Annotated in this window: 21 protein-coding genes; 13 read left to right on the forward strand and 8 right to left on the reverse strand. The window is 65.9% G+C overall.

What is annotated here, in order from left to right; genetic code table 11:
• Window positions 1-23: 23 nt before the first annotated feature.
• Complete coding sequence (locus tag ACZ5CM_RS14655) at window positions 24-3,008, reverse strand: error-prone DNA polymerase (RefSeq protein ID WP_464642636.1); 2,985 nt, start codon at window positions 3,006-3,008, stop codon at window positions 24-26.
• 191 nt (window positions 3,009-3,199) lie between these two features.
• On the opposite strand from ACZ5CM_RS14655, the gene ACZ5CM_RS14660 reads away from it, so the two are divergent.
• The 10 genes from ACZ5CM_RS14660 (at window position 3,200) to ACZ5CM_RS14705 (ending at window position 12,744) form a co-directional block, all read left to right on the forward strand.
• Window positions 3,200-3,754: a NifU family protein gene (locus tag ACZ5CM_RS14660; protein ID WP_464639691.1), complete on the forward strand. Its 555-nt coding sequence runs from the start codon at window positions 3,200-3,202 to the stop codon at window positions 3,752-3,754.
• Complete coding sequence (gene tsaB / locus ACZ5CM_RS14665; RefSeq protein WP_464639693.1) at window positions 3,744-4,340, forward strand: tRNA (adenosine(37)-N6)-threonylcarbamoyltransferase complex dimerization subunit type 1 TsaB; 597 nt, start codon at window positions 3,744-3,746, stop codon at window positions 4,338-4,340. Before ACZ5CM_RS14660 ends, tsaB begins: the two co-directional genes overlap by 11 nt.
• The gene (locus ACZ5CM_RS14670) at window positions 4,340-4,753 is read left to right on the forward strand and encodes a GNAT family N-acetyltransferase (RefSeq protein ID WP_464639695.1); all 414 of its coding nucleotides are present in this window, start codon (window positions 4,340-4,342) and stop codon (window positions 4,751-4,753) included. Before tsaB ends, ACZ5CM_RS14670 begins: the two co-directional genes overlap by 1 nt.
• Window positions 4,754-4,907: 154 nt before the next feature.
• Window positions 4,908-5,903 (forward strand): BMP family lipoprotein, encoded by a 996-nt coding sequence (locus tag ACZ5CM_RS14675; RefSeq protein WP_464639697.1) that lies wholly within the window; start codon window positions 4,908-4,910, stop codon window positions 5,901-5,903.
• A gap of 109 nt (window positions 5,904-6,012) precedes the next feature.
• A complete protein-coding gene (locus ACZ5CM_RS14680; protein ID WP_464639699.1) occupies window positions 6,013-7,620 on the forward strand; it encodes an ABC transporter ATP-binding protein in 1,608 nt (535 codons plus the stop codon).
• A 135-nt stretch (window positions 7,621-7,755) separates the two neighbouring features.
• Window positions 7,756-8,904, forward strand: coding sequence for an ABC transporter permease (locus ACZ5CM_RS14685; protein ID WP_464639701.1), 1,149 nt, complete (start codon window positions 7,756-7,758; stop codon window positions 8,902-8,904).
• A gap of 10 nt (window positions 8,905-8,914) precedes the next feature.
• Entirely contained in the window at window positions 8,915-9,880 is a 966-nt protein-coding gene (locus ACZ5CM_RS14690) for an ABC transporter permease (protein ID WP_464639703.1), read from the forward strand.
• A gap of 166 nt (window positions 9,881-10,046) precedes the next feature.
• Window positions 10,047-10,970, forward strand: a complete 924-nt coding sequence (locus ACZ5CM_RS14695; protein WP_464639705.1) for a sulfite exporter TauE/SafE family protein — start codon at window positions 10,047-10,049, stop codon at window positions 10,968-10,970.
• A gap of 79 nt (window positions 10,971-11,049) precedes the next feature.
• Window positions 11,050-11,976 carry a sulfite exporter TauE/SafE family protein gene (locus ACZ5CM_RS14700; RefSeq protein WP_464639707.1) on the forward strand — a complete coding sequence of 309 codons (927 nt, stop codon included), beginning with the start codon at window positions 11,050-11,052 and terminating at the stop codon, window positions 11,974-11,976.
• 3 nt (window positions 11,977-11,979) lie between these two features.
• A complete protein-coding gene (locus ACZ5CM_RS14705; protein ID WP_464639708.1) occupies window positions 11,980-12,744 on the forward strand; it encodes a TIGR02186 family protein in 765 nt (254 codons plus the stop codon).
• Between the two features lie 33 nt (window positions 12,745-12,777).
• Here ACZ5CM_RS14705 and ACZ5CM_RS14710 read toward each other — a convergent pair whose 3' ends face one another.
• From ACZ5CM_RS14710 to ccrA, 5 genes are all read right to left on the reverse strand, one after another.
• On the reverse strand, window positions 12,778-13,506 hold the full coding sequence (locus ACZ5CM_RS14710; protein WP_464639709.1) for an SDR family oxidoreductase: 729 nt from the start codon (window positions 13,504-13,506) through the stop codon (window positions 12,778-12,780).
• Window positions 13,503-15,035 (reverse strand): ATP-dependent DNA helicase, encoded by a 1,533-nt coding sequence (locus ACZ5CM_RS14715; protein ID WP_464639711.1) that lies wholly within the window; start codon window positions 15,033-15,035, stop codon window positions 13,503-13,505. The genes ACZ5CM_RS14710 and ACZ5CM_RS14715 overlap by 4 nt, the downstream gene beginning before the upstream one ends.
• A 160-nt stretch (window positions 15,036-15,195) precedes the next feature.
• Window positions 15,196-15,822, reverse strand: coding sequence for an acyl-homoserine-lactone synthase (locus ACZ5CM_RS14720; RefSeq protein ID WP_464639712.1), 627 nt, complete (start codon window positions 15,820-15,822; stop codon window positions 15,196-15,198).
• 83 nt (window positions 15,823-15,905) lie between these two features.
• Complete coding sequence (locus tag ACZ5CM_RS14725) at window positions 15,906-16,625, reverse strand: helix-turn-helix transcriptional regulator (RefSeq protein ID WP_464639714.1); 720 nt, start codon at window positions 16,623-16,625, stop codon at window positions 15,906-15,908.
• A 371-nt stretch (window positions 16,626-16,996) separates the two neighbouring features.
• A complete protein-coding gene (ccrA, locus tag ACZ5CM_RS14730) occupies window positions 16,997-18,283 on the reverse strand; it encodes a crotonyl-CoA carboxylase/reductase (protein ID WP_464639716.1) in 1,287 nt (428 codons plus the stop codon).
• 341 nt (window positions 18,284-18,624) lie between these two features.
• On the opposite strand from ccrA, the gene ACZ5CM_RS14735 reads away from it, so the two are divergent.
• From ACZ5CM_RS14735 to deoD, 3 genes are all read left to right on the forward strand, one after another.
• Entirely contained in the window at window positions 18,625-20,595 is a 1,971-nt protein-coding gene (locus tag ACZ5CM_RS14735; protein ID WP_464639718.1) for a methylmalonyl-CoA mutase family protein, read from the forward strand.
• A gap of 105 nt (window positions 20,596-20,700) precedes the next feature.
• Window positions 20,701-21,012: an H-NS histone family protein gene (locus ACZ5CM_RS14740; protein ID WP_464639720.1), complete on the forward strand. Its 312-nt coding sequence runs from the start codon at window positions 20,701-20,703 to the stop codon at window positions 21,010-21,012.
• Window positions 21,013-21,044: 32 nt separating this feature from the next.
• Complete coding sequence (gene deoD, locus ACZ5CM_RS14745) at window positions 21,045-21,749, forward strand: purine-nucleoside phosphorylase (protein ID WP_464639722.1); 705 nt, start codon at window positions 21,045-21,047, stop codon at window positions 21,747-21,749.
• Between the two features lie 26 nt (window positions 21,750-21,775).
• Here the strand turns inward: deoD and ACZ5CM_RS14750 are convergent, their stop codons facing one another.
• Together ACZ5CM_RS14750 and ACZ5CM_RS14755 are read right to left on the reverse strand one after the other, a co-directional pair.
• The gene (locus ACZ5CM_RS14750; RefSeq protein WP_464639723.1) at window positions 21,776-22,624 is read right to left on the reverse strand and encodes an urea carboxylase-associated family protein; all 849 of its coding nucleotides are present in this window, start codon (window positions 22,622-22,624) and stop codon (window positions 21,776-21,778) included.
• A gap of 63 nt (window positions 22,625-22,687) precedes the next feature.
• Complete coding sequence (locus ACZ5CM_RS14755) at window positions 22,688-23,857, reverse strand: type III PLP-dependent enzyme (RefSeq protein ID WP_464639724.1); 1,170 nt, start codon at window positions 23,855-23,857, stop codon at window positions 22,688-22,690.
• Window positions 23,858-23,915 lie beyond the last annotated feature (58 nt).

A 23,915-nucleotide genomic window follows, 5' to 3' on the forward strand; every position in this document is an offset into this window, starting at 1 on the left:
CCGATCGGATTGTCAGGCGCCTTCTAGCGCCTCGGGCGGCAAGGTTGAACCGCCTTTCGCCCGACCTTGTGCGCCTTTGCCGCCGCCGATGCCCGGTTCGGCGCCTCTCCGCCCATCCCGGCGCCCCGAACAGAGACCGGATCGGCACCCGGCGTCAACAGATGGCGAAGCAGGGCCACCGGATGCGCCCGAAGGCTCAGCCGCATGGCGACATGATCTTCCACCACCTCTTCGCCAAGGCTCATCCGCGGCAGATGCGCGGGGGGTTCGCGGATCGCCTCGCCCTCGATGTCGCCGGCAAAGAGCGGCAACGGCCGGGCCCGGCCGATGGCCCTGGCCTGCCACATCGCCTCGCGCCGGTTCAGGCCGAGGCTGGCGAACACGTCCGCCTCGGCCAGGCGGACGATCACCGCGGGGACGATCCCGGCCCGGCGCCAGACATCCTCGACCCTGCGATAGCCGTTGCCGCGCGCCGCCGCGATCCAGACGGCATCCTCTTCGCGCAGGCCCCGGATCTGGCGAAACCCCAGCCGCAGCGCCAGCCCGCCGCGTCCGTCGGGCTCCATCACGTTGTCCCAGAAGCTGGCGTTGATATCCACGGGGCGCACTTCAACCCCGTGGGCGCGGGCGTCGCGGATGATCTGGGCCGGCGCATAGAACCCCATCGGCTGGGAATTCAGCAGCGCGCAGGCGAAGATGCCGGGGTGGTGGCACTTGATCCAGGCGCTGGCATAGACCAGCAGCGCGAAAGAGGCCGCGTGGCTTTCGGGGAAGCCATAGGCGCCGAATCCCTCGATCTGGGAAAAGCAGCGCGCGGCGAACTCCTCGTCATACCCGTTGGCCGCCATGCCGCGCATGAACAGGGAGCGAAATTCGCTGACGCTGCCGCGGCGCCGGAAGGTCGCCAGCGACCGGCGCAGCCGGTCGGCCTGTTCCGGGGAGAACCCGGCGCCGATCATGGCGATCTGCATGGCCTGTTCCTGAAACAGCGGCACGCCCATGGTCTTGCCCAGCACCTCGCCCAGCGCGTCCGAGGGGAAGGTCACCGCCTCCTCGCCGTTGCGGCGGCGGATATAGGGGTGCACCATGTCGCCCTGGATGGGGCCGGGGCGGATGATCGCCACCTGGATCACCAGGTCGTAGAAGTTGCGGGGCTTCATGCGTGGCAGGAAGTTCATCTGCGCCCGGCTTTCCACCTGAAAGACGCCCACCGTATCGGCCCGGCACAGCATGTCGTAAACCGCCCGGTCCTCGGGCGGCAGGGTGGCCAGGGTCCAGTCTTCCCCGTGATGGGCGCGGATCAGCTCGAACGCCTTGCGGATGCAGGTGAGCATGCCCAGCGACAGCACGTCCACCTTGAGGATGCCCAGCGCGTCAAGGTCGTCCTTGTCCCAGCAGATGACGGTGCGCCCCTCCATCGTCGCATTCTCTACGGGGACCAGTTCGTCCAGGCGTCCCTCGGCAATCACGAACCCGCCCACATGCTGGGACAGATGGCGGGGAAAGCCGATGATTTCCCTGACCAGCGCCAGCGTCTGGCGCAGCCGCCGGTCGCCGGGATCGAGGCCGATCTCGCGCAGCCGCGCGTCGGTCAGCGCGCCGTCGCTGCCCCACCCCCACAGCTGCGAGGCAAGCGCGGCAAGCGTATCCTCGGCCAGTCCCATGGCGCGGCCGACCTCGCGGATCGCACGCTTGCCGCGATAGTGGATCACGGTGGCGCACAGCCCCGCCCGGTGGCGGCCGTAGCGGTCGTAGATGTGCTGGATCACCTCCTCGCGGCGTTCGTGTTCGAAATCCACGTCGATGTCGGGCGGCTCGTTGCGCGCCTCGGAAACGAAGCGTTCGAACACCATCGACCCGACCTCGGGCGAGACCGAGGTGATTCCCAGGCAGTAGCAGACCACCGAATTGGCCGCCGAGCCCCTCCCCTGGCAGAGAATGCCGCGGGAGCGGGCGAAATCCACGATGTCATGCACGGTCAGGAAGTAGGGTTCGTATTTCAGCCGGGCGATGACGGCAAGTTCATGCTCCAGCATCCTGCGCACCCGCCCGGGCGCGCCGGCGGGATAGCGCCGCGCGAGCCCCGCGCGTGCCAGCCGCGCCAGCCGGCGGGCGGGGGATTCGCCGCCCGACACCTCGGAGGGGTATTCATGGCGCAGCTCGTCCAGCGAAAACCGCAGCCGCCCGGCCAGCGCCTGCGCCCGGTCCACGGCGCGTTCATGGCCGGCGAACAGGCGGCGCATCTCGTCCCGCGAACGCAGGCGCCTCTCGGCGTTGGGCAGCGCCGCGCGGCCCAGATCGTCCACCCGGCACTTCAGGCGGATCGCACTCAGCACATCGGCCAGCCTGCGGCGGCGGCCGTGATGCATGATCGGGGCGGCACAGGCCAGAGTCGGAATCCCCAGCCCCGCCGCGGCCCGGTCCAGCCCGGCGAAGCGTTCGGCATCGCGGCCATCGTAATGCGGGCGCATCAGCAGGTGCATCCGCCCGCCAAAGCGCCGGTGCAGCGCATCGGCAAACCGCGCCCAGTTGCCGGGCCAGAGCAGCAGCTGCACCCCGTCGGGGCGCTCCAGCAGATCGGCAAGCTGCAGGTCGCAACGGCCCTTCCCGGTGCGCAGCCGCCCGGTGGTCAGGATGCGGCACAGGTTTGCCCAGCCGGCGCGGTCTTCCGGCAGGACGGTCACCGGCGGCGCATCGGCAAGCACCAGCCGCGCAGCCGGGATCAGGCGCGGGGCGGCGCGGACCGGAAAAGAGGAGGGGGACGGAATGTGCGCGGGACACGAGGGGCCGACGGGATCATGGGTAGCATCCCACGCCTCCCGTTCGGCGACCAGCCGCGCAATCTCGCGCGCCCGCAGATGCGCCCGTACGATCCCGGCCACCGAGTTGTCATCGGCAATCGCGACTGCCGACAGCCCCAGCGCGGCGGCGCGGTCCACGAATTCCTCGGGATGCGAGGCCCCGGTCAGGAAGGTGAAGTTCGAGGTGATCGACAATTCGGCGAACATGGCAAATGCCCGGCAACAGGGGTGGAGCCGGAACATGTTCTTATTTTGTTCGTAAAAGTCAAACATGTCTTCCCCCAATCGCCACGGTATCGGCGGGAAAGGACGGGCCACGGCCAGTCTGGAATCATTCCAAAGCTTGACTCGTGCGGTGGGCGGCCGCATATCCAGAGCAAGCCAACGGAGATCCCGAAATGTTCATCCAGACCGAGTCGACGCCCAACCCGGCGACCCTGAAATTCCTGCCCGGCCAGACGGTTCTTGAAACCGGCACCGCCGATTTTCCCTCGGCCGAGGCGGCGGCAAAATCGCCCCTGGCCAGCCGCATCTTCGCGGTCCAGGGCGTGAAGGCCGTGTTCCTGGGCAATGATTTCGTCACCGTGACCAAGGATGACGCGGTGGAATGGGATCATCTCAAGCCGGCAATCCTGGGCGCGGTGATGGAGCATTTCCAGTCCGGCGCCCCGGCGATGGAGGGCGACGGCGGCGGACATGCCGAATTCAGCGGCGACGATTCCGAGATCGTCAACCAGATCAAGGAGCTTCTGGACACCCGCGTGCGCCCGGCAGTGGCCCAGGACGGCGGCGACATCACCTTCCACGGGTTCGAGCGCGGGGTGGTCTATCTGCACATGCAGGGCGCCTGTGCCGGTTGCCCCTCTTCCACGCTGACGCTGAAGATGGGGATCGAGAACCTGCTGCGCCACTACATCCCCGAAGTAACCGAGGTGCGACCGGTTGGTGTCTGATCTGCTCATCCTTGGCTTCGACACGTCGGCCGCGCATTGCGCGGCCGCTTTGCTGTGCGGCGACCGGCTGGTGGCGGCGCGGGCCGAAGAGATGCGCCGCGGGCAGGCCGAGCGGCTGATGCCGCTGCTCGAAGAGCTTCTGGCCGAGGCCGGCGCCGGCTGGCGCGATCTTGCCGCGCTGGGGGTCGGCGTGGGTCCGGGCAATTTCACCGGCATCCGCATCTCGGTGGCGGCCGCGCGGGGGCTGGCGCTGGGGCTGGGGGTGCCGGCCTATGGCGTGGACGGTTTCGCGGCGCGCAGGCTGACATGCACCGGGCTGATCACGGTGCCCGCCGCGCGCGGACAGCTTTACGTGGAAATGGGTAACGCGCCCCACGCGATCATGGATCCGCCCCAAGCCACGGCACATGCGGCGCGGGCGGGCATGGAGCTTGCCCCGCAACCCGCCCCGGCCCGGCTGGTCGAAGCGGTGTCACGCATCGCCGCCGCGCGCTGGCCGGCACCGGAGCCGCCGCCCTCGCCCCTTTACATCCGCCCGGCCGATGCCGCACCGTCGCGCGACCGGCCGCCTGCCCTGCTGGACTGATGACCCCTGCCGAAATGGCCCGCATCCACGCCGCCGCCTTCGCGCAGGGCCGGGCCTGGAGCAAAACCGAATTCGCCGATCTCCTGGCACAGCCGGGGTGTTTTGCGGTGGGCGACACACGCGCCTTCGCGCTGGTGCGGGTGGTCGCGGACGAGGCCGAGCTTCTGACCATCGCCACCCATCCCGCACATCGGCGCCGCGGGCTGGCGCGGGCACTCATGGCCGCCTGGACGCGGCGGGCCGCGCAGTGCGGCGCAGGACGCGCCTTCCTGGAAGTGGCCGCCGACAACGCCCCCGCGATCGCTCTTTACCAGGCGACGGGCTTTACCCCCTGCGGGCGCCGGCGTGGATATTACCGGCGTCCGGACGCGGCGGCGGTGGATGCGCTGATCTATGCCCGCGACCTGCCGTGACGGCAGCCGGACGATTCCCGGACCGGATGGTCAAAAAGCGGTTGACCGCCGCCCCTGCCTGCGGGGTAAATTGGCCAATCAGGGCGGGAGACTCCGCCCGCCGGGACGGCCGGGGCTCCTGCCGCCCGGAACAATAACAACCGGGAGTATTCCAATGACCTTTATGAAGTCCCTGATGGGCGCCGCCGCCTCGCTGGCGCTGAGCGCAGGCCTCGCCGTGGCGGAACCGGCGATCATCTTCGACCTGGGAGGCAAGTTCGACAAATCCTTCAATGAGGCCGCCTTCAAGGGCGCGCAACGCTGGGCCGAGGAAACCGGCGGCAAGTTCCGCGATATCGAACTTCAGTCCGAGGCTCAGCGCGAACAGGCCCTGCGGCGATTCGCCGAAAACGGTGCAAACCCGGTGGTGATGGTGGGCTTTGCCTTTGCCGATGCGCTGAGCCAGGTCGCCGACGACTATCCCGACACCAGGTTCGTCATCATCGACATGGTGGTGGACAAGCCGAACGTGCGCTCGGTGGTATTCAACGAACATGAAGGGTCATACCTGGTCGGCATGCTGGCGGCGATGGCCTCGAAGACCGGCAAGGTGGGCTTCATCGGCGGCATGGACATCCCGCTGATCCGCAAATTCGCCTGCGGCTATGCCCAGGGCGTGAAGGCGGTGAACCCCGAGGCCGAGGTGATCTCCAACATGACCGGCACCACCCCGGCGGCGTGGAACGATCCCGTGAAGGGCTCCGAGCTGGCCAAGGCGCAGATCGCCCAGGGCGCGGACGTGATCTATGCCGCTGCCGGCGGCACCGGGGTGGGCGTGCTGCAGACCGCGGCCGACGAGGGGATCCTGTCGATCGGCGTGGACAGCAACCAGAACTACATGCATCCCGGCAAGGTCCTGACCTCGATGATGAAGCGGGTGGACAATGCCGTCTATCAGGCGCTCAAGGACGGGCCGGAGATGGAAACCGGGTTCTCGGTCATGGGGCTGGCAAATGGCGGCGTCGATTACGCGCTGGACGAATACAACGCGCCTCTCATCTCGGCCGAGATGAAGGCCCGTGTGGACGAGGCCAAGGCCGCCATTGCCGGCGGCGAGATCAAGGTGCACGACTACATGTCCGACGACAGCTGCCCGGCCCTGAGCTTCTGACCGAGCGGACCAACCGCGATCCGGGCGCTAGCCGGATCCTGCCGGGCCTTCGATGCGAAGCCCCCCGGCGGGTCCGGCAGGTGTCCGCTCGCTGCCGGAGGGAGACCGCATGAACGCCTCGGCAACACCCCCCGCCATCGAACTGCGGGGCATTTCCAAGGCCTTCGGGCCGGTGCAGGCCAACCGCGACATTTCGCTTTCCGTGGCGCCGGGAACCATTCACGGGATCATCGGCGAGAACGGGGCCGGCAAGTCCACGCTGATGAGCATCCTCTACGGGTTCTACAAGGCCGATTCGGGCGACATCCTCATCAACGGGCGCAAGACCGCCATTCCCGACAGCCAGGCCGCGATCCGGGCCGGAATCGGCATGGTGTTCCAGCATTTCAAGCTGGTTGAGAACTTCACCGTCCTGGAAAACGTGGTGCTGGGGGCCGAGGACGGGCGGCTGCTGCGTCCCTCGCTGGCCCGGGCCCGGCGGATCCTGAAGGACCTGGCCCGCGACTACGGGCTGGACGTGGACCCGGACGCGGTGATCGAGGAGATCGGGGTCGGCATGCAGCAGCGGGTGGAGATCCTCAAGGCGCTCTACCGGCAGGCCGAGATCCTGATTCTCGACGAACCCACCGGCGTGCTGACGCCCTCTGAGGCCGACCAGCTTTTCCGTATCCTTCACCGGCTGAAGGACGAGGGCAAGCTGACGCCCTCTGAGGCCGACCAGCTTTTCCGTATCCTTCACCGGCTGAAGGACGAGGGCAAGACGATCATCCTCATCACCCACAAGCTGCGCGAGATCATGGACGCCACCGACACGGTCAGCGTGATGCGCCGGGGCGAGATGACCGCGACGCTGCGCACGGCCGATACCAGCCCCGAGGAGCTGGCCGAGCTCATGGTCGGGCGCAAGGTTCTGCTGCGAGTGGACAAGGCCCCCGCGCGCCCGGGGCGGAAGGTGCTGCAGATCGAGAATCTGCGCGTGGCCGATGACAAGGGCGTGGAACGGGTCAAGGGGATCGACCTTGATGTTCATGCAGGTGAAATCGTCGGCATTGCCGGGGTAGCAGGCAACGGGCAGTCCGAGCTGCTCGAACTGCTGGGCGGGATGCGCCCCGGCACCGGGACCGTCCGCCTGAACGGGGCGGTGCTGCCGCTGGAAGGGGCCGGAGCGGACGGGCAGGCGCGCCGCCGCGCCGGAATTGCGCATGTGCCCGAGGACCGGCAGCGCGAAGGCCTGATCATGGAGTTTCACGCCTGGGAAAACGTGGCCTTCGGCTATCACCACGACCCGGCCTATCAGAAGAACCGGTTGTGGATGGACAATGCGGCGCTGCGCGCAGATACCAAGCGAAAGATCGGGAAATTCGACATCCGCCCCGCCGATGCCTGGCTGACGGCCAGGAATTTCTCGGGCGGCAACCAGCAGAAGATCGTGGTCGCACGCGAGATCGAGCGCAACCCCGACCTGCTTCTGGTCGGGCAGCCCACACGCGGGGTCGATATCGGCGCGATCGAGTTCATTCACAGGCAGATCGTGGCGCTGCGCGATTCGGGCTGCGCGGTGCTGCTCGTGTCGGTGGAGCTTGAGGAAATCCTGTCCCTGGCCGACCGGGTGGTGGTGATGTTCGACGGCCGCATCATGGGCGAGCGCCGACCCGCCGACACCGATGAAAGGGAGCTGGGTCTGCTCATGGCCGGGGTTTCAGGAGAGGCGGCATGACGGGCCCGCGACCCTCCCCGTCGGGGGGAAGGCGTTTGGAAACGCCTTCCAACGCGATTTCAAAATCGCGTGACAAGCCGCTTGCAAGCGGCTTGCCGGGTCGGAACTTGCCTGTCGCGCACAAGGGGGTCTGAGATGGACAGGATGCCGAAGTGGGCCGATGTGGTCCTGATCCCGCTGATTTCGCTGATCCTTGCCGCGGTGCTGTCGGCGCTGGTCATCCTCGCAATCGGCGAAGACCCGGTGGCGGCGGTCAGGCTGATGGTCGAGGGCGCGCTCGGCTCCACCTATGGCTGGGGCTACACGCTCTATTACGCCACCAATTTCATGTTCACCGGTCTGGCGGTGGCGGTGGCCTTTCATGCGCGACTGTTCAATATCGGTGGCGAAGGTCAGGCGATGCTGGGGGGGCTGGGCGTGGCGATGGTCGCCCTCTACCTTCCCTGGCCGCACTGGAGTCTGGCTCTGGTCGCTGCCAGCATCGCCGCAATGCTGTTCGGGGCCGCCTGGGCGGCGATTCCGGCCTGGCTCCAGGCCCGCCGCGGCAGTCACATCGTGATTACCACGATCATGTTCAACTTCATCGCTGCGGCACTGCTCAACTACATGTTGGTCAACGTGATGCGCCCCGAAGGGTCGATGGATCCGGCCACCGCGCGCTTCCCCTCGGCCGTGCATCTGCCGACGCTGAACGAGATCCTCGCACCGCTCGGCATTCCGTTCTCGAAGGCCGCACCCGCCAATGTCAGCCTGCTGGTCGCCATCGGCGCCTGCTTCCTGGTCTGGGCGCTGATCTGGCGCACCCGGCTGGGATACGAGATCCGCGCCTATGGCCACTCCGAGACCGGCGCCCGCTATGCCGGCATCTCGCCCTTCCGCATCACCATGATCGCCATGCTGATCTCGGGCGCGCTGGCCGGGCTGATGGCCATCAACAACGTGATGGGCGAAGCCGAGCGGCTGGTGCTGAACGCGACCGAAGGGGCGGGCTTCATCGGCATCGCGGTGGCGTTGATGGGACGCAGCCACCCCTTCGGGGTCTTTCTCGCCGCCATCCTGTTCGGCTTCCTCTACCAGGGCGGGGCCGAGCTGGCGCTGTGGACCTCCATCCCGCGCGAGCTGATCGTGGTCATCCAGGCCCTCGTCATCCTGTTCACCGGGGCGCTGGACAACATGGTGCGCATGCCGCTCGAGCGGCTGTTCCTGGCCCGCTCGCGGAGGCGCCGCGACCGGGGCGAGGGCGCGCCGCTGCCCGAGCGCAAGCCGACCCGGCCCGGCGAGTGAGGAAAGCTTCATGGACTTCCAGACACTGATCCAGATTCTCGACAGCACGATCCGGCTGGCCACACCGCTGCTGCTGGCCTGTCTGGCCGGGCTGTATTCGGAACGTGCGGGCATTTTCGATATCGGCCTTGAAGGCAAGATGCTGGCGGCGGCGTTCTTCTCGGCCGCCCTGGCGGCCGTGACCGGCAATGTCTGGCTGGGCCTGCTGGCCGGCATCGCCGCCTCGCTGGTGCTCAGCGCGCTGCACGGGCTGGCCTCGATCACCTTCCGGGGCAATCAGCTGATCTCGGGCGTGGCCATCAACTTTCTGGCCGCCGGGCTGACGGTGCTGGTGGCGCAGGACTGGTTCCGGCAGGGCGGGCGGACCCCGGCCCTGAGCGGCGACGGCCGCTTTGCCCCGATCGACCTGCCCCTGGCCGATACCCTGCGCGAGGTTCCCGGGCTGGGCCCCGTCTATGCGGATCTGATCTCGGGGCATTCGATCCTCGTCTATGCCGCCTTCCTGGCCGTGCCGGCCACCTGGTGGCTGCTCTATCGCACCCGGTTCGGGCTGCGCCTGCGGGCGGTGGGGGAAAACCCGGCGGCGGTGGATACGGCGGGGGTGTCGGTGGTCGGGCTGCGCTATGGCGCGGTGATGATCTGCGGCGTGCTGTGCGGCATTGCCGGGGCCTATCTGGCCACCGCCCTGCAGGCGGGTTTCGTCAAGGACATGACCGCGGGGCGGGGCTTCATCGCGCTGGCGGCACTGATCTTCGCCAAGTGGCGGCCATGGCAGGCCATGTGGGCCACGCTTCTGTTCGGCTTCCTGCAGGCGGTGGCGCTGCGCTATCAGAATATCGACATCGCCGGCATCACCATCCCGGTGCAGGTGATGGACGCGCTGCCCTACATCCTGACGGTGGTGATCCTGGCCGGTTTTGTCGGCAAGGCCATCCCGCCGCGTGCGGGCGGCGAGCCCTACATGAAGGAACGTTGAAGCCGATCCGGCAGCTGCCCCGGCCGCGTGCACCCCGAAGGCCTTCTTGCACAGGCCGAACCCTGCGAAGCCCGCTCATGGCGCGGGTGGCGGCCGATTGCCGCTACCGGCACGAATGCTTCGAAAGTCATGTTGATTTTTCTGAATATGTTGCCTACAGGGGCGCATGCAAACCTATCTCCCGATCGCAGAAGTCTCGGTGAACTCCTATGTCCTGCTCGGCCTGGGCGGGATCGTCGGCGTGCTGTCCGGCATGTTCGGCGTTGGCGGCGGGTTCCTGATCACGCCACTTCTTTTCTTCGTGGGCGTGCCGCCGGCCGTCGCCGTGGCCACTGGCGCCAACCAGATCGTCGCCTCGTCCTTTTCGGGGCTGCTGGCGCATCTGAGGCGCAAGACGGTGGACCTGTCCATGGGCACGGTTCTGCTGATCGGGGGTCTGGTCGGGTCGGCGCTGGGCGTGGTCCTGTTCAACTTCCTCGAACGATTGGGGCAGGTCGATCTTCTGGTCCGGCTCAGCTACGTGATCTTTCTGGGCATCATCGGTGCGCTGATGTTCGTCGAAAGCGTCAATGCCCTGCGCAAGTCGCGCAACCCGACGGAAAACGCCCGGCGGCGGCGGCAGAAGCGGGGCTGGGTCCATGCCCTGCCCTTCAAGATGCGCTTCCGCACCTCGGGGCTCTACATATCGGTCATCCCGCCGCTGCTGGTCGGGCTGTCGGTCGGCATCCTGGCCGCGATCATGGGCGTGGGCGGCGGCTTCATCATGGTGCCGGCGATGATCTACATCCTCCACATGCCGACCAAGGTCGTGGTCGGCACCTCGCTGTTCCAGATCCTGTTCGTGACCGCCTTCACTACGCTGCTGCATGCCGTCGCGAACCAGACGGTGGACATCGTTCTTGCCGTCTACCTGATCCTCGGCGGCGTGATCGGAGCGCAGATCGGCACGCAGATCGGGCTGAAGCTCAAGGCCGAGCAGCTGCGCGTCCTGCTGGCCGGGCTGGTTCTTCTGGTCAGTGGCAAACTGGCGGTCGAACTGATGACGCAACCGGCCGATCTGTTCTCGCTGGCGGCGGCAAATGTGCAGTGAATGCCACGATACGATTTCCGCCCGCCGGGCCCGCGCATTTTGCGTTGATCGGCGGGCGCGACCGGGGTTACATTAACATATGCAGATTTATCTACCTATCGCCGAAGTCTCTGTGAACGCCTTCCTTCTGCTGGGTCTGGGAGGGATCGTCGGCGTCCTGTCAGGCATGTTCGGCGTAGGGGGCGGGTTTCTCCTGACGCCGATGCTGTTCTTCATCGGCATCCCTCCGGCCGTGGCCGTGGCGACCGAGGCCAACCAGATCGTCGCCTCGTCCTTTTCCGGCGTGCTGGCGCATTTCCGACGAAAGACCGTCGATATCAAGATGGGCCTGGTCCTGCAGGCCGGCGGCCTGATGGGCGCCGGTCTTGGCGTGCTGATCTTCAACTATCTCAAGAGCATCGGCCAGGTTGATCTGCTGGTGAAACTGTCCTACGTGGTCTTCCTCGGGATCATCGGCGGGCTGATGTTCGTCGAAAGCGTGAACGCCCTCCGCAAGGCCCGCAAGGCCGGCGGAACGCCCCCACCGAAGCGGCGGCGCCGGACATGGGTGCACGCTCTGCCCCTCAAGATGCGGTTTCGGACCTCGGGGCTTTACATCTCGGTCATTCCGCCGATCCTCGTGGGCATGTCGGTGGGCATCCTGGCCGCGATCATGGGCGTGGGCGGCGGCTTCATCATGGTGCCGGCGATGATCTACATCCTTGGAATGCCCACCAAGGTCGTGGTCGGAACCTCACTGTTCCAGATCATCCTTGTCACCGCCTTTACCACCATGCTGCACGCCACCACGAACTACACTGTGGATATCATGCTGGCGCTGCTGCTGCTTGTCGGCGGCGTGGTGGGCGCACAGATCGGGACCCGGATCGGCGTGAAGATGAAAGCCGAGCAGCTGCGCGTGCTGCTGGCCATGATGGTTCTCGGTGTCTGCCTGAAGCTGGCATTCGACCTGCTGCTCCAACCGGCCGAGATCTTCACGCTCGCTACCATCGCAGGAGGGGAATGAAGCATGCGCCGCTGGGTTCTTTCGCTCCTGTTTCTGCTTCCATCCATCGTCGTGGCGGCAGAAGAGGTCGTCCTGGGTCTGTCCCGGGACAAGGTGGCCATCACCACCAGTTTCGACGGCTCCGACATCCTGATCTTCGGCGCCGTCAAGCGCGAATCCCCGATCAGGGAGGAGCCGCTGCAGGTGGTGATTACCGTGGCCGGGCCGTCGCAACCGGTCGTGGTGCGCCGAAAGGCCAAGTGGAACGGGATAATCTGGGTGAACACCGATTCGGTCACCGTGGATTCGGCGCCAAGCTTCTATGCCGTGGCCACGTCCGCCCCGATGTCCGAGGTTCTTTCCGAGACCGAGAACCAGCGCTACCGGATCTCGATCGATCACGCCATCCGCTCTGTGGGTGCCCCCATGGATATCGAGGACGCGCAGGCCTTTACCGAAGCCGTCATCCGGATCCGCAAGAGCGAGGGGCTGTACCAGACACTCGAGGGAAAGGTCGCCTTCGACGAACAGACCCTGTTCAGGACCGAAATCGACATGCCGGCAAACCTGACCGAAGGCGAATACATCACCCGGATCTTCCTGACCAGGGGGGGCAAGATCGTATCCTCCTACGAGACCTCGATCGACGTGCGCAAGGTCGGGCTGGAGCGGTTCCTGTTCTCGCTGTCGCGGGAAAAACCCGTGGTCTATGGCCTCATGGCGCTGGCGATCGCGATTGCCGCGGGCTGGGGCGCATCGACCGTGTTCCGGCTGCTTCGCCACGGCTGAAGAGGCAGCCCGCATCGCCCGCGAGCATGCCCCCTATCCCCGCCCGATATAGGGCATCTTGGTAGCCATCACCGTCATGAACTGGACATTGGCCTCCAGCGGCAGCTTTGCCATGTGCAGAACCGAGGCCGCCGCATCCTCGACCGCCATCGTGTGCATCGGCGGCTCGCCCTTTTCGCGCAGGCGGTTGTCCAGTTCCTCGACCATCGGGGTGCGTGCGTTGCCGATATCGATCTGGCCGCAGGCGATGTCGAAATCGCGCCCGTCCAGGGACAGCGCCCGTGTCAGACCGGTGATCGCGTGCTTGGTCACGGTGTAGGTGACCGAACGCGGGCGCGGCACATGGGCCGAGATCGACCCGTTGTTGATGATGCGCCCCCCTTGCGGATCCTGCGCGCGCATGGCGGCAAAGGCGGCGCGCGCGCACAGGAACATGCCGTGCAGGTTCACGTCCACGGCGGCAAACCAGTCATCCAGGGGGATTTCGTCGATGGTTCCGGGGGGCGTGAAGATACCGGCATTGTTGAACAGCACATCCAGCCGCCCGACCTGGCCGATGAATTTCGAGAACGCCCCCTCGACCGAGGCCGGGTCGGTCACGTCCGCAACCAGCGGAATCGCCCCGCAGGCCAGTTCCAGCTCTTCCAGAAGATCGGCCCGGCGCGCCAGGGCGCCGACGGTCCAGCCCTCGCTGGCGAAAAGTTCGGCCGTTGCCCGGCCAATTCCCGAGCTGGCCCCGGTGATAAGGATGGTTCTGGTCATGTTTCCTCCTCGGGTTGCAGTTGCAAGGCCGCGCGGGGGGCCGCGCGCAGATCGTCCACCCGCAGCAGGTGCGACGGGCGCGACAGCCGGTTCCGCACGACCCAGATCAGACGTTCCTGCGCGCGGGTGATCGCCACATAGGCAAGCCGCTTCCACAGGGGCTGGCCCGCCTCGACCCTTCCTGCACGCGCGGCCGCCCAGATGTCGGGCGCAAACACCTGCACGCTGTTCCATTGCGACCCCTGCGCCTTGTGGATCGTGACCGCCGCCCCGTGCAGGAAGGTCGCGCCCATGGTCGCAGCCTCGGGGATGAAGGGTTCCTCTTCATCCGGCTTTTCGATCTTGATGATCGACGCCGCGCTGACCTGGGGATCCTCGGCCCCGATCACGTGCAGGCGGGCAAAGCCGCGCCTGCGGCCGGGGCCGAGATAGATCACCTGCGCCCCCTTGATCAGCCCCCGGGCCTCGAGATCGAGCCGCTTCTTGCGGTGCCTGAGAGGCAGCTCGATCCCGTCGCAGATCAGCGGCTCGCCCTCCAGAAGCCGGTCCTCGGGGGCGCCGTGGACCTTGCGGAACGCGGAAATCAGCCGCACCCGGGTCACGTTCCGCCACACCAGGACCGGGCTGCGGGCCATCAGGTCGACCTCGACCCGCTGGCCGATCACCACCCGATCGTCGCGGCGGGCAAGATAGGCGATCATCCCCTCGAACGCCTGGAAATCCAGCGCCGGATCGCCCAGCGCATGGGCAAGATCGAGGATCGGGTTATCGGCCTGCTGGCGATGAACCCGGTGCAGTTCGAGCTTGCGCGCGGGGGGCAGAGAATCGAATACCATCGCCCCGGACTGGTTGACCGGGGCCAGCTGGGCCGGATCTCCGAACAGCACGAGGTTGGGGAAGATTTCCTTCAGGTCTCCGAACTGCCGGTCGTCGAGCATGGAGGCCTCATCCACGAAGCCGATATCGAGCGGCTCTTCGCGCCGTTTCCAGCCGGTGATGAAATCGGAACCGCGCAGCCCGGCGGCGGCAAGCGCACCGGGGATCGATCTGTTCCCGGCGTAGAAGGCCGCGGCCCGGTCGAGTGCCTGTTCGCTCAGCCCCTCGATCTCGGGCCGCGCGCCGTTGCCGGCCAGCCACTCGGCAATGCGTTCGTATTCCGGATCATAGACGGGGGTATAGAGAATGCGGTGGATAGTGGTCGCCGGCACGCCGCGAAGGCGCAGGACGCTGGCGGCCTTGTTGGTGGGGGCGAGGATGGCCAGCGTCCGCCGGTCGCGGCGGCGGCGGCCTTCGTAATCGCCGGACACGATCTCAACCCCGGCCGCCTCGAGTGCGCGGTAGAGTTCGGCCAGCAGCAGCGTCTTGCCCGACCCGGCCTTGCCGATCACCGCGGCCACACCCGAGCCGGGCTCGCGCGGCGGGGTCAGCAGGCCGTTTTCCACGTCCACCCCGGCGCCGCGCAGCAGCTCGGCAAGGCTGTCATAGGCGCTGGCCTGATCGTCGGAAAAGGTCACGGCAGGTGCATTCATGCCGCGACCCTACAAGGGCCGCGCAGGCTTGCCCAGTGTCTGCCCGGGATTCCGGGGGCGCTGCCCCCGTCGCCCGTTGCCGGGCGACTCCCCCGGAGTATTTGGGGCAAGAGGAAGGGGGATTGGGCGCAGCGGGGGTGATTTCGATTGCGCTTCCGGCTCAGGCCGCTTCCTTCGGTCGCAGTCCGAAAACGCGGGTGAACCACAGCTGCGAGAGTTCGGTCGAGATTCCGGCGCGACGGGCCACGCGCATCCGGGCAAGCGGTGAGAACGCCCACAGGCCGACGCTGATGCGCGCGCGTCCTTCGCCCCGGCTGCCAAGCAGTTCGGGCGTGGCGCCGATGGCACGGTAGATGCGGATCATGCGCGCGTCGAACACGCCGACCAGGTGGCGGATGCCGAAGCCGTGCATGATCTCGCCCCCCGCCAGCATCAGCGCGGCGGCGACATTCGGCACGGCCCCGGGAGACAGGCAGAACCGGGTGCATTCCCAGATCAGCGGGCTGACGATCGGCCTGCCGCCGGTCAGATCTCCGAATACGTCGTTGACCATCACCGGCCCCGTTGTCGGCAGGAACCGCATCGACCCGCCATGGAGGCCATCGGGGCGCTGCCAAATGACGTAGAGGGGGTTCAGATCGTCATAACGGTCGCGTTCGTGACCGTTTCCGTCCACCTGCACCGCCCAGCCAAGGCGATCCCGGAACTGATCCGCCCGGTCACGGAACATGCTGTCGGCAAGCCGTGGGTAATTGTTCAGCTGATCGGCGTAGATATAGCGCAGCACCTCACGGCCCCCCTTTTCCCGTTCGACGGCACGAGGGCTAGGACAGCCGGTGTTGTAAACGGGTTTACGCGCCGTGCGTTGCCTCAGACAACAATCAACCCCTGGCTCAGCGCGCGGGCGATCGCATGGGTCGTGTTCAGCGCACCCAGCTTGAAACGGGCGCTTTCGATATAGACCCGCAGCGTGTGTTCCGAGATCGACAATGTCTCGGCCACCTGCGCCCGACTGTACCCCAATGCCAGCAGTGTCATGGCGTCCACCTCGCGCGGGGAAAGCGGTTGCGGCGGGGCGGACGGGCGGCCGGGGCGTATTTCCATGGCCTTGCCATGAAAGAAATGCGCCATCAGGATCAGATCTCGCCCATGCCTTTCCGTGAATTCGGCCCAGGCTTCGTCACCGCAATTGTGGTTTACCGTGAAAAGGGCAAATTGCCCGGCCGGACCCCGGATCGGGATCGAATAGCCCTGATTGCCCAGCCCGTGTTCCAGCGCATCCTTGAGAAAGGCGCGCGCGGCGCGCGACGACCAGTCCAGCCTTTTCCAGTCCACCGGGTTGAAACGCTGGAAACAGCCGGTAACGACCGGATCGACCCGCAGGTAGTTCCGGTCGAGATAGCGCTGTACCCACGTATCGGAATAGGTGCCGAAACCATACTGGTCACCGGCGCCATCGACCCAGTGGTAAACCATGTGATCGACGCCAAAGGCGTCCCGCAGCCTTTCGATCAGCTCCTGAAGCTCGTCATGCGCGGTGGCGGAAGACAGGTCCGCCAGCACATGATCCAGGTTCACCCCGTTCCCCATCCGGCTCCGCAAAGGCCTCCCTCGACTGCGACGCGATTTCGGCCGCCGCGACCAGCGTGGTATCGTCCAGCTGCTCGGCCAAGGCCCCCAGCCCGTTTGCCGCGGCAAAGGTCCGAAGATCCGTCAACACGTCCAGTATCCACTCGTTGCGCATCGCCAGATTCGCCCCCGAAAAGTTAACGTATGGTTAACACAACCATAACACGAAGCCATTTTCGGCAATATTCGCCGATTTCCACTCCCCATTTCTGGCGGGGGCAGCACCGGGAAGTCCTTGAAAAGACGGGAATGCCCATCAAGACGTGAAACCGCCCGCGATCGGCCGAGCGAATCGCGGGCGGTTCATCCCCTTCGGGCCGGACATGCGCGGATCAGTGCGGCCCGGCCTCCAGCACATCTTCGAGCGTGCGCAGCCCGGTGCGCGGCGCCTGCACCAGCACCGCCATGTTGCCGGGCTTGTGTTCGTTGCGCAGCATCTTCATGTGCGCCAGCGGCAGGTCATCCCAGGAGAACACCTCGGACATGCAGGGATCGAGCCGGCGTTCCAGCATCAGCCGGTTGGCCGAGGCCGCCTGTTTCAGGTTGGCGAAGTGGCTGCCCTGAAGGCGTTTCTGGTGCATCCACATGTAGCGCACGTCGAAGGTGCAGTTGAAACCGGAGGTGCCGGCGCAGATCACCACCATGCCGCCCTTCTTCACCACCAAGGTGGAGACCGGGAAGGTTGCCTCGCCGGGATGCTCGAAGACAATGTCCACGTTCACCCCCTTGCCGGTGATGTCCCAGATCGCCTTGCCGAAGCGGCGCGCCTCCTTGAGCCAGGCGTTGTATTCGGGCGTGTTCACCTTGGGCAGCTGCCCCCAGCAGTTGAAATCCTTGCGGTTGATGACGCCCTTTGCCCCCAGATCCATCACGAACTCGCGCTTGTCCTCGTCCGAGATCACCCCGATCGCGTTGGCCCCGGCAGTGTTGATAAGCTGGATGGCATAGGAGCCCAGCCCGCCCGAGGCGCCCCAGACCAGTACGTTCTGACCAGGCTTGAGTTCGTGCGGGTGGTGCCCGAACAGCATCCGGTAGGCGGTGGCGAGCGTCAGCGTGTAGCAGGCCGATTCCTCCCAGGTGAGGTGCCTGGGCCGCGGCATCAGCTGCTGGGCCTGCACCCGCGTGAACTGGGCGAACGACCCGTCCGGCGTCTCGTAGCCCCAGATCCGCTGCGAGGGCGAGAACATCGGATCGCCGCCATTGCATTCCTCGTCGTCGCCATCGTCCTGGTTGCAGTGGACCACCACCTCGTCGCCGACCTTCCAGCGCTTGACCTTGTCTCCCACCGCCCAGACGATGCCGGAGGCGTCCGAGCCGGCGATGTGGTAGTCCGCCTTGTGCACGTCGAAGGGCGAGATCGGCTTGCCCAGCGCCGCCCAGACGCCGTTGTAGTTGACCCCGGCCGCCATCACCAGCACCAGCACCTCGTGACTGTCCAGCTTGTAGACGTCCACCACCTCCTGCTGCATGGCGGTGGCCGGCTCTCCGTGCCGTTCACGGCGGATGGCCCATGCATACATCTTCTTGGGAACATACCCCAGCGGCGGGATTTCTCCCATTTCATAGAGGTCCTTTTCGGGCGCCTCGTACGGCGCGATGCCGTCGGTGTCCAAAGCCATCCTGGCCTCCTGTCGTTCTCGCGTTTGCCGCGATGCAGAATCGCGGATCATGGAGATGGGAATATGAATTGCCGCGCAACAATGCAACTGCATTTCATGCGAATTTGAAATTTTATGACCTTCGAACCGCAGATCGGCCACCCCTTCCGGATGGCCCAACACGGCATGTTCTCGCGGCGCGGCCCCGAGAAAACACGGGAATGGCGAGCAACGGGCCACCCTTTGAAGAAACCGGACCGGGATTCTGCACCCTTGCCGCGTCGCAGAAATCGTGATTATAACCTTGTTGCGGCAAAACAGCCGTCTGCGCAACTAAATTGCTCTTGTCAGGAGCCCGACCAATGACCGACATGCCCAGGAAAGACCGCCCCTGGCTGATCCGCACCTATGCCGGCCACTCGACGGCAAAGGCGTCGAACGCGCTCTATCGCCGCAATCTGGAAAAGGGGCAGACCGGGCTTTCGGTGGCCTTCGACCTGCCCACCCAGACCGGTTACGACAGCGACCACGTGCTGGCGCGCGGAGAGGTGGGCAAGGTCGGCGTGCCGGTGTGCCATCTGGGCGACATGCGGGTGCTGTTCGAGGGCATCCCGCTGGAGCGGATGAACACCTCGATGACGATCAACGCCACCGCGCCGTGGTTGCTGGCGCTCTACATCGCGGTGGCCGAGGAACAGGGCGCGGACGTCTCGAAGCTGCAGGGCACGGTGCAGAACGACCTGATCAAGGAATATCTCAGCCGCGGCACCTATGTCTGCCCACCGAAACCATCGCTGAAGATGATCGCGGACGTGGCCGAGTACTGCTATGCCAACGTGCCGAAATGGAACCCGATGAATGTCTGTTCCTACCACCTGCAGGAGGCCGGCGCGACCCCCGAGCAGGAGCTGGCCTATGCGCTGGCCACGGCCCAGGCGGTGCTGGACGAACTGCGCCCGCGGGTGGCCGAGGCGGATTTCCCGGCGATGGTCGGGCGGATCAGCTTCTTCGTCAATGCCGGCATCCGTTTCGTCACCGAGATGTGCAAGATGCGGGCCTTCGTCGATCTGTGGGACGAGATCTGCCAGACCCGCTATGGCGTGGACAACCCCAAGTTCCGCCGCTTCCGCTATGGCGTGCAGGTCAACAGCCTTGGCCTGACCGAGCAGCAGCCGGAAAACAACGTCTATCGCATCCTGATCGAGATGCTGGCGGTGACGCTTTCGAAGAAGGCCCGCGCGCGGGCGGTGCAGCTGCCCGCCTGGAACGAGGCCCTGGGCCTGCCGCGCCCGTGGGATCAGCAGTGGTCCATGCGGATGCAGCAGATCCTGGCCTTCGAGACCGACCTTCTGGAATACGACGACCTGTTCGACGGCAATCCGGCGGTTGCGCGCAAGGTCGAGGAACTGAAGGAAGGCGCGCGGCACGAACTGGCCACCATTGACGCCATGGGCGGCGCGGTGGCGGCCATCGACTACATGAAGGCCCGCCTGGTGGAGTCCAACGCCGAGCGGCTTGCCCGGATCGAGGCGGGCGAAACCGTGGTCGTCGGCGTCAACCGCTTCACCACCACCGAGCCCTCGCCGCTGATGAGCGAGGACGGCGGCATCATGGTCGTGGACCCGGCAGTCGAGGAAGAGCAGATTGCGCGCCTCGACGCATGGCGTGCCGAACGCGACACCGCCGCGGTACAGAAGGCCCTGGCCGATCTGCGCGAGGCTGCCCGCAGCGGCGCGAACATCATGCCACCCTCGATCGCCGCCGCCAGGGCGGGGGTCACCACCGGCGAATGGGCCGCGGTGATGCGGCAGGTGCACGGCACCTATCGCGGGCCGACCGGGGTTTCGCCTTCGCCCTCGAACCGGACCGAGGGGCTGGACGACTTGCGGGCCGCTGTTGACGCGGTCAGCGACCGGCTGGGTCGGCGGCTGAAATTCCTTGTCGGCAAGCCGGGGCTTGACGGCCATTCGAACGGGGCCGAGCAGATCGCCTTCCGTGCCCGCGACTGCGGCATGGACATCACCTATGACGGCATTCGCCTGACCCCGGAAGAGATCGTGGCCCGCGCACAGGAAGAGCACCCGCATGTGGTCGGGCTGTCGATTCTCTCGGGCAGTCACCTGCCGTTGGTGCAGGAGGTGATGGAGCGCATGCGCGCGGCGGGGCTGGGCGAGGTGCCGGTCATCGTGGGCGGAATCATTCCCGATGAGGATGCCCGGAAACTGCGGAAAATGGGGGTCGCAAAAGTCTATACCCCGAAAGATTTCGAACTGAACACGATAATGAAGGATATCGTCGTGCTGGCCGATCCCAGGGCAATCGCGGCCGAATAGAAAAATACTGTTTCCCTGTCAATTTGACACTGACGGATGGAACGATTTCCGTTATCGTTCCGTGTCAGGTGATTGGTGCTGACGGAAACTGGTAGGAAAACCTTCATGAATATCGACCTGAACGCGATGTCGCGAAAAGAACTTCTGAAACTCAAGCGCGACGTCGAAAAGGCAATTCGCGCGGCCGAGCAGAAGGAAAAGATCGAAGCGCTGAAAGCGGCCGAGCGGGCCGCGGCGGAATACGGATTTTCGCTGAGCGAACTATCCGGCGTCGTGAAAACCAGGGGATCCAAGGCGGCCCCGAAATACCGCAATCCGGACAATCCGTCGCAAACCTGGACCGGCCGGGGACGCAAACCCGCCTGGTTCCTTCAGGCCATGGCGCGGGGCGTTGATATTTCCGAACTCGAAATCTGAAATCCGCCGCGAACCGGGATGACAAATTCCTGATGACAATTCATATCGGCGCCAAACCCGGCGAAATCGCGGAAACCGTTCTGCTGCCCGGAGATCCGTATCGGGCCAGATGGGCGGCGGAAAACTTTCTGGAAAACGCCCGCCTCGTGAACGAGGTGCGCGGGATGCTGGGATTTACCGGCACCTGGAAAGGCCACCGGGTGACGATTCACGGCAGCGGCATGGGCATGCCGTCGCTGTCGATCTATGTGAACGAGCTGATCCGCGATTACGGTGCCAGAACCCTGATCCGCATCGGATCATGCGGCGGCATGCAGGACCATGTGGCCCTGCGCGACGTCATCCTGGCGATGACCGCTTCCTCGATCAGCACCCCCTCGAAGGGGATCCTGCGGGAACTCAACTTCGCCCCCTGCGCCGACTGGTCGCTGTTGCAGGCGGCAGCACAGGCGGCGCAGAGGCTGGGAACGCGCACCCATGTGGGCGGGATCTATTCGTCGGACGTCTTCTATGACGAACGCCCCGACCTGAACGAACAGATGGTCCGGCACGGCATTCTCGGGGTCGAGATGGAAACGGCCGAGCTTTACACCCTGGCGGCGCGGCACGGTTGCCGGGCGCTGGCGGTGCTGACCGTGTCCGATCACCTGCTCTCCGGTGCCGCCCTGTCCTCGGCCGAACGCGAAACCAGCTTCGCCGACATGGTCGAGATCGCGCTGGAGGCCGCCTTCGCGTGACCTCCGCCCGCGCCCGCCTTCGGCGCTTATCGCCCGTGGCTGCGGTCATAGCCGTTGACCGGCGGGCTCTGCCATCCCTCCAGCGCCCCCGGCGGCGGGGCGAAGATTTCCACCAGCAGCGGGAAGCAGGCGGCCGCATCGCTGGAATGCTCGGCCGAGCAGTCACCGCCGGGACAGGCGCTGAGTGCGCCCAGAAGATCGATCTCGGCAAAAAATTCGATGAAATCGCCAGGGCGCACCGGGCTGGCCTTCATGAAATACCGTCCCGAGTCGCGGGTGAAACCGGTGCACATGAAGACGTTGAGAACGTCATGCACATGGGGTTCGGCCTGCGACAGTGACATTCCCGCGTGATCGGCCAGCGCCCGGGTCAGGTTTGAGTGGCAGCAGTGGTGATACTGGCAGCCGGAAAGAAGATTGCCGGTATAGGGATCGCAGCGGGTGCCGATCACGTCATGGACCGCGCCGCCATGTTCGTCGATTCCATACCAGTCGAGCGTATCCTCGATGATGGTGGCCATGGGCCGCAATGCCGGAAAGGACGACCACAGGCGATCCCCGGTACTCAGATGGGTGCCGTGCAGGGCGCGGGTCTTGCCGGAATAGAATCGCTCGGACAGGTCGTGCAGGTGCCACAGGTTCAGATCGCCCACCTGCGGGCCTTCGGGCGCGGAAATACGGAAGAAATGCCCCGCCGGCACCGTGAAACAGCGCCCGTCGCGCGGGGGCACCACCACTTCCGCAGTTCGTTGCGCCCCCTTGCGGGCACGGCGATAAAGCGCGAGATCGGGTTGCGGCAACCTGTCCGTCGGATAGCAGATCACCGGGGCGACGGCGCGGCGGGCATCGGCATCGGGGGGCGGTCTCTGGGGCATCGGCGTGTCTCCTCCGTTGCACCAAATTGAACACCGATCGCGTCTCGGGGAAAGCCCCGGCGATCAGATCACCACGACATCCAGCGGCGGGAATCCGTTGAACCCCACCGAAGCATAGGTGAACGTGTAGGCCCCGCAGTTGCGGATCAGGATGCGGTCGCCGGCGGCAAGGCTCAGCGGCAGTTGAACGAGATGCTTCTCATAAAGGACATCAGCACTGTCACAGGACGGGCCGGCCAGAATGCAGGGACCGGTGGGTTCGCCATCGCGCCGGGTGACGAACTGATAGCGGATGGCCTCATCCATGGTTTCGGCCAGCCCCGAGAACTTGCCGATATCCAGATACACCCAGCGGTGCATGTCGCGGGCGCACTTGCGGGAAACCAGCAGCACCTCGGCCGCGATGGCCCCGGCATCGGCCACCAGTCCGCGCCCCGGTTCGGCCATGATCTCGGGCACTTCGCCAAAGCGCTCCCCGAGCATTTGCACGACCCGCGCGCCATAGCGTGCAGGGGGTTCCACCCGTTCGCCATAGAATGCCGGAAAGCCGCCCCCGATATTGAGAAGCCTCAGATCGTACCCGGCAGCACGGGCCCGATGCCAGACCTCGGCCACCTGATCGAGAACCGGCGCCCACATGGCCGCCCGCCGGGTCTGCGAACCGACGTGAAAGCTCAACCCCGCCGCATCAAGACCCAGCGCGCGCGCCCGCGCCAGAAGCGGCAGCACCAGGTCGCGGCCACATCCGAACTTGCGCGCAAGCGGCCAGTCGGCTTCGCTCGCCTCGACGAGCAGGCGAATACAGACGCGCGAGCCGGGGGCATGGGCGGCAATCTTTTCCAGCTCGGCCTCGGCATCGGCGGCAAAGAGCGACACGCCCGCGCGATGGGCAAAGGCGATGTCTGCAGGCTTCTTGACGGTGTTGCCGAAGGAGATATCCCCGGGCCGCACGCCGCAAGAGAGGCAAAGTTCGATCTCGGATCTGCTGGCCGCGTCGAACCGCGAACCGGCCTCGGCCAGCGCCGAAATGATTTCGGGCGCGGGGTTGGCCTTTACCGCGTAATGGATGCGGGTGCGTCCCAGCCCTTCCCGAAGCGCATGGAAGTTGCGAACGGCAATGGACGGGTCCAGGATCAACGTCGGGCGATCGAACCTGTTCGACCAGATGAATGCCTCGATCCGCGAGGCGGGGTCACCGGAACCTACGGCAAAGCGGGCCGCGCGGGCATTCATGGCCATCTCCATCAGGACCGGGCCGGACAACCGGCCGCATTTCGAGCGGAGACGTTAC

It is taken from the genome of Piezobacter thermophilus (assembly GCF_055386745.1).